Consider the following 13,121-nt stretch of genomic DNA (forward strand, 5'->3'; position numbering starts at 1 on the left):
ATTCCCTCACATCAAGAAGCAGCTCAATCGCCGGCACGGCCAACTGCGACGACCACTCGCATGCATTTGATGATGCCATCGTCGAGATGAAGCGCTGGGCGAGCGACGTCGACACAATTGACGCAACCCGTTCTCTTGATTTATCGTGGCTCCATGCAACGCAAACCGATTTCCCTCTCGAGCATCACCACAACGACGACCACCGGTAACGGCGGGTCGTCTGGAGGGTGCGCGCAGTAGTTTCGGCAGTTGCATACCACCAAGGGCCCCGCCGGCAACGGACGGGGCCCTTGGCGTTTACGGCGCTCCGTGTGTTACCAGCACGCATCTAAACGGAGTCATCGTGAACGACATCGATCATCGCATTCTCGGAAACAAACTCGGCCTGTTCCATCAGCAACAGGAAGGTCCAGGTATGGTTTTCTGGCATCCACGCGGCTGGGCGCTGTACCGCGTGCTGGAGGATTACGTGCGAATGCGAATGCGTCGCGCGGGTTTTCGCGAGATCCGCACGCCGCAACTACTGGCGCGCTCGCTGTGGGAACGCAGTGGGCATTGGGACAAGTTCGGCTCGCAAATGTATGCGCTCCCCGATCGATCGCCGATCGAGCCATCAGCAGATATCGATCACGACGATGCGCTGGCGCTTTGTCTGAAACCGATGAGTTGTCCCTGTCATGTGCAGGTTTTCAATCAGGGGCTTCGTTCATATCGTGAGTTGCCGATTCGCTATAGCGAGTTCGGTGCGTGTCACCGCGACGAACCATCCGGATCGCTGGAAGGACTCAAGCGCACACGTGCGTTCGTGCAGGACGATGCGCATGTGTTCTGCACGAAATCGCAAATCGAAAATGAAGTAGCGCGCTTTTGCAACTTGCTGAGGGCTGTCTATGCAGACCTCGGGTTTTCGTCCGTCACGGTCGCGCTGGCAACGCGGCCGATGCAAAGGGCGGGCGAGGAAGCCGTCTGGGATCAAGCCGAAGCATCGCTTGCGGCCGCTGCCCGGGCAGCCGGCCTGGAATTCGAACTGTCCGAGGGCGAAGGTGCCTTTTATGGACCCAAGCTCGAATTCAAGCTGGCCGACAGTCGTGGCCGTGAATGGCAATGCGGGACGATTCAACTGGACTTCGTGCTCCCCGGACGGCTGAGCGCGCATTTCATCAACGCGGAAAGCGTACAAGAGACGCCTGTCATGCTGCATCACGCCGTACTTGGCAGCATGGAGCGTTTCATCGCAATCCTGCTGGAGCACTACGAGGGGTGGTTGCCTGTATGGCTCGCGCCCGAACAGATTGTCGTGGCGAGTATCAGTGATGCACACGCACCGTACGCAATGCGGGTGGTACAGATGCTTGATGACGCGGGGCTACGCGTCGTTGCCGATTGCCGCGCCGAGCGACTGGAGCGAAAAATCATTGATGCCCGGAAATTGCAGATTCCGTTCTTGATTGCCGTAGGGGCACGCGACGAACGGAATGGAACGGTCAGTATCCGAAATCGCAATGGCGATCAGGTGACGTTGCCGCTTGATGAGGCAATCACGGTTTTATCGTGCGAGGCCAAGGCACCGTCGCCATAATTGCGCAAAGCCACGTCGCGATCGACGCTCGCCCCCTTTCGGAATCGCTCGTCGATTGACGATCCTGATGTTGAAGTAGCGTGACCGAAACGGGGCGATGTCTTCATGAATTCACGATAGAGGATCGCAGTATGCCGTCTGGATACGTGTCTGCCTTCGAGGTTCACACTGCCCGGGAGAATACGATTCCCGTTTTAGCGACGATCCCGCACAGCAGCACCTACGTTCCTCCCGATATTGCCCCCTGGGAAATGGACAGAATCGCCAGTCACGCCAAGCACGTACGACGGGGAACCGGTGTATATGCTCGAGCCCACTGCAGCGGGGGCAGCCGTCAGGATCGGCTGCATTCATCGGCCGTTTCACCAGAGGCTCGAGACAGAAATCGATGCGACGGTCGCAAACTTTGGTCATGCCCTGCTGCCTGACCTGCACGCGTTCATGGGGCCGACGACTTTCGATGTTTGCCGTGGGAACCGCGGCCACACCACCACGTCTCCACAAACGTTCCAGGCGTTCGCTCAGAACGTAAAGCGGGTGTGGAATCGCAGGATACTGGCGGCAGGCGGCACCAAGAGGCACCGCACCAGTCCATGCCTATAGCCAGTCAGACGTCGCCGCGCTGCTGCGAACCACACCCGTCACATACGCCTTAAAGCCCAAGCGCCTGTTCCAGTCGCCGCATTTCTTCCCGCCACTGTTCCTGCAGTTGCGGCTTTTGATGTTTCGGTTTGCGTGCGAGCTCTGCCGTCAGCAATGTCTCCAACTGACACAACCGTTGCCACTGTGCCTCAGCGTCGCTGCTGGTGAATTGAACGCCGGTGTGGTTCCGTGTGGCCGGAATCTGCTCGGGTGCAACGGGCGCACGAGAGGTGAACAAATTTCGATACGCACTTTCAGCATCCGGAAATTCCTGCAAGCGCCCGTCATGGATTGCCCAGAAGCGATTGCAACTGTGCTCGATCAATTCGCGGTCGTGCGAAACCAGAATGAAACCGCCATCGAACGCCGCCAGCGCGGCGGCAAGTTCACTCTTGCCTTCCATATCCAGGTGATTGGTCGGCTCGTCAAGCCACAACAGGTGGTAGCTCGCCATGGACAGCGCGAGAAAGAGCAGACGGGCCCGCTCGCCGCCGCTCAGCGTAGCCACGGTCTGACCATGGCGTACATACGCAAACCCCGCAGAAATCAACGCCTGCCGCCGCTCTTTGTCGCCGACCGGCGCAAATTTATACAGCGCGTCAGACAAAGTGGCGTCGTCGGCCAGTTGATGCAACGACTGATCGTAATAGGCGATGCGCGCCGCCGGATGATAACGCCAACCCATGCGCGCTTCTCCCTGCTGCAGATCACTCCAGCACTGGCGCAACAACGAGGATTTGCCCGTGCCGTTGCTGCCCAGAAGGGCGACCTTGTCACCTGGCCGCAACCACAAATCGTGAACCTCAAACAGGATCGGCTCTTCTGCCTGGGCGCGTACATGCAGCCCTTCGAAGGCCATCAGACGATCCGCCGCCAATGGTCTTCCTTGTAGCTTCAAGCGCCACGGGCTGCCACGACTGACAAAGGTCTGGTCTTCCTTGAGTTTTTCGACACGCCTTTGCATGGACTTGGCTTGGCGCGACAGTTTCTCATTGTCGTGCTCGCGCCCCCAGATGGCCAGACGTTTGCTGCTGGCGGCTAGCCGGTCTATCTCGCTTTGCTCACCTGCACGACGCGCTTGTGCCGTTGCGTCGGCCTCGGCCAACGCGACCAGGGCCCGGCTGCACGGCATGTCGAAACTGTACAAGCGCTGATCGCGCAGAATCCAGCTTTTGTCGCTGAGGCTGTCCAGAAGTCGCGCGTCGTGCGACACGAGGATGAAGCCGCCCTGCCAGCGGCGCAGGAAATTTTCCAGCCACAACAACGAGGGGAGATCCAGATGGTTGCTTGGTTCATCAAGCAACAGCAGATTCGGCTGCGTCAGTACCGCACGTCCCAGCAGCAAACGCGTGTGCTGTCCGCCGCTCAGGTCGGAAACGGGCGTGTCCGCCGCAGTGGCCAGTTCCAGATCGTCCAGGAGACTGTCTACCCGCCAATGCTCGGTCCGTTGCTCGCCGACGCTCTCCAGCAACGCCTCTCGCGTCGTCAGGTCGGCAAGTCTTGGCGGGAGATGCTGCTCGACGTGTTGCAGCCGGCACATTGCCGCATATTGCACGCTACCGACACTGGGCTCGCGGCTGCCCGCCAATACATCAAGCAGACTGCTCTTGCCGCAGCCGTTGTGGCCGATCAGGCCGATGCGGTCGCCAAGTTTTACGGTAAAGGAAAGGTCCTGGAATAGCGGGCCATGGCCGGTTTCCAGATTCAAGGAAAGCGCGGAAATCAGGGTTGTCATGCTCATGCTCTCGTTTTTTCGGGACGTGTTTGTCCCTGTCAACAGGAGCGCTGGCGACAACTTTGGAGTCGAGAAAGGACTCGGAAGGAGAAGGCTTTGCTCTGACCGGGTTATCGCAGCGCGATGGAACTCAGACGAGAGCAGGCGAATGTGCTGAACCAATGTGCCAACATCAGTGGGCGCATAAGCAAAACCATATTTACCTCCTTTTAAAAAAAGAGTTGGATGTAGCGGCGGAGTTTATCTCGGCTTACGCCAGTTATACAAGCCGCGGGAGTGACGGCTCGCAGTTTCTTCCAGGAAAGATCACTGAATGCTTTGCAGCAACTCGCTATTGAGCGGCTAATGTCTGTTTTGAAGAACGTGTTTTGAGTGACTGCTACTGACCGGCTGCTATCCGATGCGGCCGAACGGTTGCACCTCGATGGCAAGTGTCAGAGCACAACGGTCACACGTTCCGGAGATCCGAAAGCTTGCCCTCCCTTACCGAATCGGCTGCAGCAGCTGGGGGGCCGGCGCACCACGCGATTGACCTGACGCCAGCCCCGTACCCGGCACAAACTGAGCCCCCAATGGCGAGCGATGATCAGAGATCGCCGCGCACTTCCCCGGTTCCCAGCGCAATCCGCTGCCGGTTGACTTCCGCCCAAAGCTCGTCGCTGTCGTCTTCGCGCAGCACGACCATCCAGTCCAGTTGATCGTCAGTCACGTCGAAGTATTCCAGGATTTCTTGGCGAGTCGCGTCGATGAACTGCGCGTATTCCGGGGTTGCCTGGGCCTCCGCGTGCAAGGCGTCGTATTCGGCATCGTCCGCGCCGCCGCCGTGCTCGTCGATATAGTGCGAGATCCACTGGTCTCGTTCGCGGTCGTAATCGGCCTCGGCGCGCATCGCCTGCAAAGCCGTGTAGATATCCAGTTGGGCAAACGCGGCGATCGCCGCCGTTGTCGCCTCGTCGAAGGTAGTCATCATTCCATCTCTCATGTCAGTCATGGCACATCATCGCACGGGCCGCACCCGGGCAGGTGCCGCGAATCCGGCCGGCACAACGCGCCGCCTGGCGCCGATGATTGATCGGAGCAAAAGGCATCACGATCGCGAGATTCACGCCTTCCGGTGCGCAACTCATCGCGGACGCCTGCGCAACCTGGCACTGCAAGCACTGCAAGCACTGCAAGCACTGCAAGCACTGCAAGCACTGCAAGCACTGCAAGCACTGCAAGCACTGCAATGAAAACACCCAAGCGCGGCTGATCGCAGAACAAGCTTCGAGCGTATCGCCGCAAGCGTCACGCCGGCACTTGAGCGCCACCGCTGGCGCCGGCCGTGAATGGCGCATGATGGCCGAACCGAACGCCGTCGGATACCTCCGTGGTGGTCCGTCACCGGCTCACAACGATCCTGAACGGACTGCCGGCATTCCCGACTACGGCCTATCGGCCTGGTGTTTTGCCGACTGCAGATGACTACAGTCGGCCCTGGATACAAGCTATGCAGGGCCAACGCACTTGGTCATCGGCACGCACGCCAATTCCAGTCCGCTCGACGTTCGGTACGTCGAAATCGATGTCCCCGACCAGCCACAAGAGCGATAAAACGGCGCCGCGTTCAGCGTGGCATCGAGACGCATCGAGGCAAGCCCATGATCGCGAGCCAATGCTTCGAGTGACGCCAGCATGCTGCGTCCAACACCGCGCCCCATGTGAGACGGCCGGACGAAGATCGCATCCACTTGCCAGTTTGCGACGGTAAGCATGCCGGTGCCCACGACCAACCCGTCATCGACGGCTACGTATAAGTCGCGCTCGACGATGCGGGCCCACTTGTCGGTCGGCGATCCAGCCACCCAGGCTGACAACGACGCTTCTGGGTAATATTCAGCACACGCAACCCGTACCGAAGCTTTGCGGATTTCCCACGTATCGAGTACATCGCCGCCATTCGCTTTTCGTATTGTCAGCATGCCGCGCTCCCGGGCGTGACCTGCCAGATCAAGGCGTCGACCAGGCGCAAAAGATTAACAACACATGATTTTTCGTGCATGCAATCACTCCGATTTGTGCCAATGCAAACGGAGCGATTGAAACGACACGGCCCCGTCATGAGTGGCGGGGCCGCTGAGGAAATCTACGTACGATGTATGAACGTCACGATTCCCACGACTCGCCACCGGCGGTCATGGCGCACATCATAAATTTTCGCGCGTCGTAGTTCATGACCGAAAGATTGCCGTTCGGTAACGTGGCTGTCAAGAACGATTGGGATATCGTTACCGATTCAGGTAATCGGCGTGAGAGGCTCAACCGAAAAGTCTATCTGCCAGAGCACATAGTGTGGCAATTCAGTCGCAGGTCTCAGCGGTGTGATTGCGCTCATACCGTTCGGTGCGCGCCCAGGACGTCGAGTCGTTGAAAACGCGCACATGCCATAATTCGCCGATTCCTGAGCTACCGGACGCATCGTGTCATACGCGAAATGATTTTGATCAGATCACTTGCCGCCTACCTGTTGCTGGCTGGATGTCTTGCTACAGCACACGCCGAGACGTATCCACCAGAAGTATCGAGAAACATCGACAAGCTTCAGTCCAAATGCGCCCGCAAGTCCAACGATCCCGAGGCGCCAGCCTGCATCGAATACAAGGCCACGTTGGCCCGCACCATTCCGTCTGCCGTCCAGGCACTCATGCATCAGGAAGAAGTGGCCAATGACAAATGCCGGAACGGCCCGGCACCGAAATTATTGCCTGACGGGCAATATGCTCCAGGAAGCGCCTGCGCACAACGCGAACAGTTGATGAAGACCATTCACCAGCACAACTGGTGCTGGGGTCATACGGACATGGATAGCTACCTTCCGGGTTGGGTGATCTGCCATCCTGGTGAATGGCAGTAAGGCCGCATCAATAACAGGACGGGATTCCGCAAGGCTACGGAGGCGGCTTTTTCCCGGCACCGGCATGGCACCCGCCATGGCTTGCAGCACTTTGGGTGCATGAAAAGATCGGACTTGCTCCGCTTGTCCACCGTCACCACCCACTGCTTGATCTTGCTGGCCGTGGCATTGGGCGGGCTGACGCTGATGTTGAACGGGTCGCGCAGAATGGTCGCCTCCATCGCGCGGATATCGTCGGTAAACGTGGCCGAGAACAGCAAGGTCTGGCGCTGCGCGGGCAACGCGGCAAATACGGCTTGAGTTAGCGCGCAAAGCCGAGCGCTTCGATATTTCTCGGGTGATCTGCTACAAAGAAATATCGCGACAGGACCTCTCGTCGACAAACGGCCGCTACGATGCCGCGAGTTCCTTGTGTCGAGCCACCGCCTGCTCAACCGTTTTTTCCAGATCCTTCATCTCACTTCCAACGAGGAACCCTCCATGGCTATCCATCGAACTGGCCACAGGTATCGCGATGCGGCTTCAGGCAAGACGATCGATGTCTGGTTTCCAGCATCTGGTGCCGGAAAACGACGCGGTTGCCTTGCCGAGAAGGTCGGCATCATTTCGGGTGATTTCGTCGAAGTGGTGATTGAAGCACTGGAAACCCCTCCAGCCTCGACCGAGGAAGCTTATCTGCGGTTGCACCTGCTGTCCGAGAGATCGGTAAAGCCTAACGAAATCAATCTCGACGGCATTTTCGGCCTGTTGCCCAATGTTGCCTGGACATCTGCAGGCCCGGTATTTCCCGGAAATGTCGATGATCTCAGGGATCGACTGGCATCCGAGCACCATCATCTAACCGTGTCCTCCGTAGATAAATTCCCGCGGATGACAGACTACGTCGTTCCCGAGGGCGTGCGCGTCGCCGATGCAGATCGCGTGAGGCTCGGCGCCCATCTGGCAAGTGGCACAACCGTCATGCACGAGGGTTTCGTCAACTTCAATGCAGGCACACTGGGCGAATCGATGGTCGAGGGGCGCGTGACCCCGGGCGTTACGGTCGGCAAGAATTCGGACGTTGGCGCCGGCTCGTCAATCATGGGCACGCTGTCGGGCGGGGGCAAGAGCAAGAACGCCATAGGCGAGCGCAGCCTGCTCGGAGCGAACGCAGGCATCGGCATTTCACTTGGAGACGAGTGCATTGTCGAAGCCGGCCTTTACGTCACCGCGGGTACGAAGGTGAAGATGCCCGATGGCAGCGTCGTGCCCGCAAGACAGTTGTCCGGTCAATCCGGCTGGCTGTTTCGTCGAAACAGTCAGACCGGCGCAGTCGAGGCACTGCCGACAGATTCCTCGCGATGGGGTGGACTGAATACGAGCCTGCACAACAACGATTGAGTGTCACCTCAGCCGCTTTTATGCGCCGCAGGCATCCCGCCCGAGTACGGGGGTGACCGCATTACGCCAGGGTGCTCGAACGTCCGCTCGTGACCGCGAATTCGCTCGGTCGATGCAACCCACTCGAAGATGTCAGCGGCCACCGAGCCGCCAGCCATGTTGAATGGCTGGCGTGCCTCATCCCCACGAATCAGGACGGACGTTTCCCTCGCCCACCAGCAGGTTTGCCAGCCGGCTTGCGCGCTCCCGCCGCCGGCTTGGCGGCAGATTTACCACGCGGCTTCTGCACGCTGAACGGACTGCCAATGGTGTAGTCCGGTCCGTTACCAGCCGGTTTCGCGTGCGCCGCCGCAGGCTTCCGCTTGTTTTCGCCATTCTGCGGACGCGGCTTTTTGCCCGGCACAGGCATGGCACCCGCCACAGCGTGCGGCACTTTCGGCTTCTTGGGCTTTTTGGGTTTCTTGATGATCTCGCCCGTCGCGCTGGTTTCCGGCACGCGGTGTTCGGCCTCGAAACCCGGCTCTTCTTCACGGCGCAGCGTTTGCTTGATCAGCGCTTCGATCGCGGCCAGTTGCGGCGCTTCGTCCGCACACACCAGGGACACCGCCACACCGCTGGCGCCCGCGCGGCCGGTACGGCCAATACGGTGCACATAGTCTTGCGCCACGATCGGCAGGTCCACGTTGATCACCAGCGGCAAGTCGTCGATATCCAGCCCGCGCGCCGCCACATCGGTGGCCACCAGCATCTGTACTTCGCCCGTCTTGAAGCGCTCCAGCGCACGCAGGCGCGCCGGTTGCGGCTTGTCGCCATGAATGGTGTCGACTGCATAGCCGGCTTCGTCCAGCATGGCCGCCAGGTAATCCACGCCGTTGCGCGTCTTGACGAATACCAGCGCATGCTCCCACTTGTTCTCGGCCACGAGGTGCATGAAAAGGTCGGGCTTGTTCCGCTTGTCCACCGTCACCACCCACTGCTTGATCTTGCTGGCCGTGGCATTGGGCGGGCTGACGCTGATGTTGACCGGGCCGCGCAGAATGGTCGCCGCCATCGTGCGGATATCGTCTGAAAACGTGGCAGAGAACAGCAAGGTCTGGCGCTGCGCGGGCAGCGCGGCAAAGACGGCGTTGAGCTCGCGCGCGAAACCGAGATCCAGCATGCGGTCGGCCTCGTCCAGCACCAGCGTCTGCACCTGATCGAACTGCACCGCATTCTGGCGGTTGAGATCCAGCAAACGGCCCGGCGTGGCCACGAGCACATCCACGCCCTTGCGCAACTTCATCATCTGAGGATTGATACTCACGCCCCCGTAAGCGGCCAGAAATCGCAAATCGAGGCCCTTGCCGTACGCGATGAAGCTTTGCAGCACCTGTTCCGCCAGTTCACGCGTGGGCACCAGCACCAGAACACGTGCGCGGTTGCTGGACACCGCGGGGCCATGTTGCACCAGCCGCTGCAACAGCGGCAGCGCAAAACCCGCCGTCTTGCCCGTGCCGGTCTGGGCGCCCGCCATCACGTCCTTGCCACCGAGCACGGCAGGAATCGCCTTGGCCTGCACCGGCGTAGGGGCCTGGTAATTGAGGTCCTGCAGGTTACGCAGCAAGGGATCGATCAGGCCAAGCGAGGCAAAAGACATGGACGTATTCCGGACTAAAACCGCAATTCTAGCGGTTGCCGGGCGATTCAAGGCCCACTGGTCCTGGCAGGAAGGTGCCGACGGTGAGCGACGACACGGCCAGCCCGCACAGCCACTGGCGCAAAGCTAGCCAATCCCCCCTTTTTCCCGCATCAAATTGCCTCTCGCAGCAGCTCAGCCCCCTTTTTTCCCGTCTATAGCGGCTCGGGCCACAAGATGACGGAAACCCACATCCCAGTTGGCAACGAAGGCCGGCTTGCGCGGCTCGACGCTGCGCTATGACGAAAGCCAGGTGATAAGCTCGATGCCGACGATCAGCCGCGCATCGACGCGCCCCGAACCCTACGACCGCCACGAGCCTGCCATGCCCCTCGCCCCTTCCGTCCTCTCCGCGTTCACGCCGACCGGCAAGCTGCGCGCGTCGATCAACCTCGGCAACCCGATCCTCGCGAACCGCGACCCGGCAACCGGCGAACCGTTCGGCGTGTCGATCGACCTCGCGCGCGCGTTCGCCGAACGCCTGTCGGCCGAGCTGGAGCTCGTGGTGTTCGACGCCGCCGGCAAATCGGTGCAGGCACTGACCGACGAGCTCGCCGATTTCGGCTTCTTCGCGGTCGATCCGCTGCGCGGCGAAACGGTCGCGTTCACGGCGCCGTACGTGCTGATCGAGGGGTTCTATCTGGTGCGCGACGCGTCGCCGATCCGCACCAACGCGGACGTCGACCAGCCGGGCAACCGCGTGACCGTCGGCAAAGGCAGCGCCTACGACCTGTTCCTGACGCGCGAACTGAAAGCCGCGCAGATCGTGCGTGCGCCGACATCGCAAGCCGTCGTGCAGACCTTCATCGAACAGCAACTGGAAGTCGCGGCGGGCGTGAAGCAGCAACTCGAGAGCGACGCGGCGAAAACGCCCGGCCTGCGCCTGCTCGACGATCGGTTCATGGTGATCCGGCAGGCAATGGGTGTGCCGAAGAGCCGCGGCGAAGCGGCCGCGGCGGCGCTGAATGCGTTTGTCGAGGAAATGAAGGCATCGGGCTTCGTCGCGGATTCGCTGCGGCGGCATGGCATCACCGGCGCATCCGTCGCGCCGCAAGCGTGATGGCACGGGGCGTAACGCAGCGATCCAGGACTGCTAGCGCCCCGCTTTCCCGCCGGCCGCATTCGTGCGGCCGCCTCGGGCGCGGGACGCCACGATCGCTTCCCGCTTTTCCACCAGAAAATCGATCAGCGCCCTGATCTTCATCGGCATCTGCGCACGGGTCGGCGCATACACGTAGAAGCCGGCGAACGGTTTGCACCACGGTTGCAACACCCGCACCAGTGCGCCGGAATCCAGATGCGGCTGCACGGCAATGTCGATGTGCTGGATCAGCCCGACGCCCTGCAACGCCGCGCGGATCATCCCGTCGTCGTCGTTGGTGGTGATGCTGCCCAGCGGCTCCACCGTGAAGCCGTGCCCTGACGCATCCGGCGACTCGAACTCCCACGGATGAATGGCCCCGCTGACCTGCCGGAATCGCAGGCAATTGTGCCGGACCAGATCGGCCGGCGTCGCGGGCTCGCCGTGACGCTTGAAATAGGCCGGCGTGCCGACGACCGCCATTTCCAGCGACGGCGTAATCGGCACGGCCACCATATGCGGCGCGAGGCTCTCGCCGATCCGGATGCCGACATCGCACCCGTCGGCCACGATGTTGGCCAAGCCGTCGTCCATTACCAGTTCGAGGCCGAGCCCCGGAAAGCGGGTGCTGAACTCCTCCAGGTGCGGCTCGATCAGCGTCTTGGCGGCGACGCGCGACGTGTTCATGCGAATCAACCCGGTCGGCGCGTCGCGCGCCTCGTGCAACGCGTCGACGGTCCGCTCGACGGCAACCAGCGCCGGATACCACACGTCGTAGAGCCGCTGCCCTTCCTCGGTCAGCGACATGTCGCGGGTCGTCCGGTACAGCAGCTTGACGTTCAGCCGGCGCTCGAGCGCCTTGACGTTCTGGGACAGGTTCGCGCGGGAAACGCCCATCTCGGCGGCCGCCTTCGTGAAGCTCCGATGATGGGCGACGTGGGCAAACCACGCGAGAGACGGAAGCAATGAAGGGTCCATGCCAAGGCCATTGTCAATTTCGGAATACCACTGTAGTCCAGATTGCGATCTTTCGTAAATCCAATCGCCTCTCTATATTCGAGTCATTGCCCCGGTTGCCCAAGCGTCACCCGGCCCGGCGAACCTCGAATCTCCCCCTGAATGGAGCTGTCATGAAAAGTGTGAAGATCAAGAATCTGTACTGGGACATTGCCGCCAACGTCTACTTCCCGTCGAATTTCGATGATGGCAAGCAGTATCCCGCCATCATCAGCGCTCATCCGATCGGCAGTTGCAAGGAACAGACGTCCGGGAACGTGTACGGCGAGGCGCTGGCCAAGGAAGGCTTCGTGGTCATCGCATTCGACGCCAGCTTCCAGGGCGACAGCGGCGGCGAGCCGCGCTACATCGAAGATCCGACGTTGCGGGTCGAGGATTTCCGCGTTGTCTGCGACTACCTCGTGACACTCCCGTACGTCGACGAAGCGCGCATCGGCGTGCTCGGCATCTGCGGTGGCGGCGGCTATTCGATCAATGCGGCGATGACCGAACGCCGCATCAAGGCGGTGGCCACCGTGACGGGCGCCAACTACGGCCGCCTGATGCGCGAAGGGTTCAGCAACTACGACCCGATCGCCGCCCTCGAGGCAATGGCCAAGCAACGGACGGCGGAAGCGCGCGGTGCCGCGCTGCGCGTGGACGACCTGCTGCCGCCGTCGCCCGAAGCGGCCCGGGAAGCCGGCCTCACGGAAGTGGACGTGTACGGTGCGACCGAATACTACCGCTCGGATCGCGGCCGCGCGCCGAACGGCGTCAACCGCTCGCTGTTCTCGCACCAGGCCGCCGCCGTGGGCTGGGATGCGTTCCATCTGTGTGAAACGCTGCTCACCCAGCCGCTGATGGTGGTGGTGGGCGATCAGGTCGGTGCGTTCGGCGCCTATCGCGACGGGTGCGAAATCATCGGCCGCGCAGCATCGAAGCAGAAGGAACTGGTGGTGATCGCAGGCTGGTCGCACTACGACCTGTACGACAAGCCGGAGCCGGTCGGCAAGGCGCTGGCCAAGCTGATCCCCTTCTACAAGGAACACCTGTAATTCCCGTTGCCGGGATCCTGCCGGCACGCTCTTGCGCCGAGGAGCCCGTCCCGGGTTCCTCGTTCTTTCGTAATCCGGAACAAAC

At 61.0% G+C, this 13,121-nt stretch carries 12 protein-coding genes and 1 pseudogene; 7 read left to right on the forward strand and 6 right to left on the reverse strand.

The features are described from left to right. On the forward strand, nt 1-209 hold a 209-nt coding region (locus tag G3O00_RS00595), incomplete at its 5' end, for a hypothetical protein (RefSeq protein WP_206141672.1). Between the two features lie 134 nt (nt 210-343). Beyond that, nucleotides 344-1,579, forward strand: coding sequence for a threonine--tRNA ligase (gene thrS, locus G3O00_RS00600; protein ID WP_206141673.1), 1,236 nt, complete (start codon nt 344-346; stop codon nt 1,577-1,579). 652 nt (nt 1,580-2,231) lie between these two features. Here thrS and G3O00_RS00610 read toward each other — a convergent pair. Beyond that, the gene (locus tag G3O00_RS00610; RefSeq protein WP_206141675.1) at nt 2,232-3,956 is read right to left on the reverse strand and encodes an ABC-F family ATP-binding cassette domain-containing protein; all 1,725 of its coding nucleotides are present in this window, start codon (nt 3,954-3,956) and stop codon (nt 2,232-2,234) included. Between the two features lie 586 nt (nt 3,957-4,542). Continuing rightward, nucleotides 4,543-4,926 carry an ATP-dependent protease gene (locus G3O00_RS00615; RefSeq protein ID WP_206141676.1) on the reverse strand — a complete coding sequence of 128 codons (384 nt, stop codon included), beginning with the start codon at nt 4,924-4,926 and terminating at the stop codon, nt 4,543-4,545. Nucleotides 4,927-4,936: 10 nt separating this feature from the next. Between G3O00_RS00615 and G3O00_RS00620 the strand changes: the two genes are divergently transcribed. Continuing rightward, nucleotides 4,937-5,188, forward strand: a complete 252-nt coding sequence (locus G3O00_RS00620) for a hypothetical protein (RefSeq protein WP_206141677.1) — start codon at nt 4,937-4,939, stop codon at nt 5,186-5,188. A gap of 255 nt (nt 5,189-5,443) precedes the next feature. On the opposite strand, the gene G3O00_RS00625 is transcribed toward G3O00_RS00620, so the two are convergent. Further along, entirely contained in the window at nt 5,444-5,917 is a 474-nt protein-coding gene (locus G3O00_RS00625; protein WP_206141678.1) for a GNAT family N-acetyltransferase, read from the reverse strand. A 512-nt stretch (nt 5,918-6,429) separates the two neighbouring features. Here G3O00_RS00625 and G3O00_RS00630 point away from each other — a divergent pair. Then, the gene (locus G3O00_RS00630) at nt 6,430-6,849 is read left to right on the forward strand and encodes a hypothetical protein (RefSeq protein ID WP_174929274.1); all 420 of its coding nucleotides are present in this window, start codon (nt 6,430-6,432) and stop codon (nt 6,847-6,849) included. A gap of 95 nt (nt 6,850-6,944) precedes the next feature. Here G3O00_RS00630 and G3O00_RS43215 read toward each other — a convergent pair. Further along, nucleotides 6,945-7,168: pseudogene (locus tag G3O00_RS43215) on the reverse strand (DEAD/DEAH box helicase); the annotation flags it as partial. Between the two features lie 161 nt (nt 7,169-7,329). Here G3O00_RS43215 and G3O00_RS00640 point away from each other — a divergent pair. Beyond that, the gene (locus G3O00_RS00640) at nt 7,330-8,229 is read left to right on the forward strand and encodes a DapH/DapD/GlmU-related protein (protein ID WP_174929272.1); all 900 of its coding nucleotides are present in this window, start codon (nt 7,330-7,332) and stop codon (nt 8,227-8,229) included. 190 nt (nt 8,230-8,419) lie between these two features. Here G3O00_RS00640 and G3O00_RS00645 read toward each other — a convergent pair whose 3' ends face one another. Continuing rightward, the gene (locus G3O00_RS00645) at nt 8,420-9,865 is read right to left on the reverse strand and encodes a DEAD/DEAH box helicase (RefSeq protein ID WP_206141680.1); all 1,446 of its coding nucleotides are present in this window, start codon (nt 9,863-9,865) and stop codon (nt 8,420-8,422) included. Nucleotides 9,866-10,229: 364 nt separating this feature from the next. On the opposite strand from G3O00_RS00645, the gene G3O00_RS00650 reads away from it, so the two are divergent. Beyond that, entirely contained in the window at nt 10,230-10,964 is a 735-nt protein-coding gene (locus G3O00_RS00650; protein WP_206141681.1) for an ABC transporter substrate-binding protein, read from the forward strand. A 33-nt stretch (nt 10,965-10,997) separates the two neighbouring features. Here the strand turns inward: G3O00_RS00650 and G3O00_RS00655 are convergent, their stop codons facing one another. Beyond that, nucleotides 10,998-11,963 carry a LysR family transcriptional regulator gene (locus tag G3O00_RS00655; protein WP_206141682.1) on the reverse strand — a complete coding sequence of 322 codons (966 nt, stop codon included), beginning with the start codon at nt 11,961-11,963 and terminating at the stop codon, nt 10,998-11,000. Nucleotides 11,964-12,115: 152 nt separating this feature from the next. Between G3O00_RS00655 and G3O00_RS00660 the strand changes: the two genes are divergently transcribed. Then, nucleotides 12,116-13,036 carry an alpha/beta hydrolase gene (locus G3O00_RS00660; protein WP_206141683.1) on the forward strand — a complete coding sequence of 307 codons (921 nt, stop codon included), beginning with the start codon at nt 12,116-12,118 and terminating at the stop codon, nt 13,034-13,036. The last annotated feature ends 85 nt before the right edge of the window (nt 13,037-13,121 follow it).

The organism is Burkholderia sp. Ac-20384 (genome assembly GCF_017104605.1).
GTDB lineage: Bacteria > Pseudomonadota > Gammaproteobacteria > Burkholderiales > Burkholderiaceae > Burkholderia > Burkholderia lata.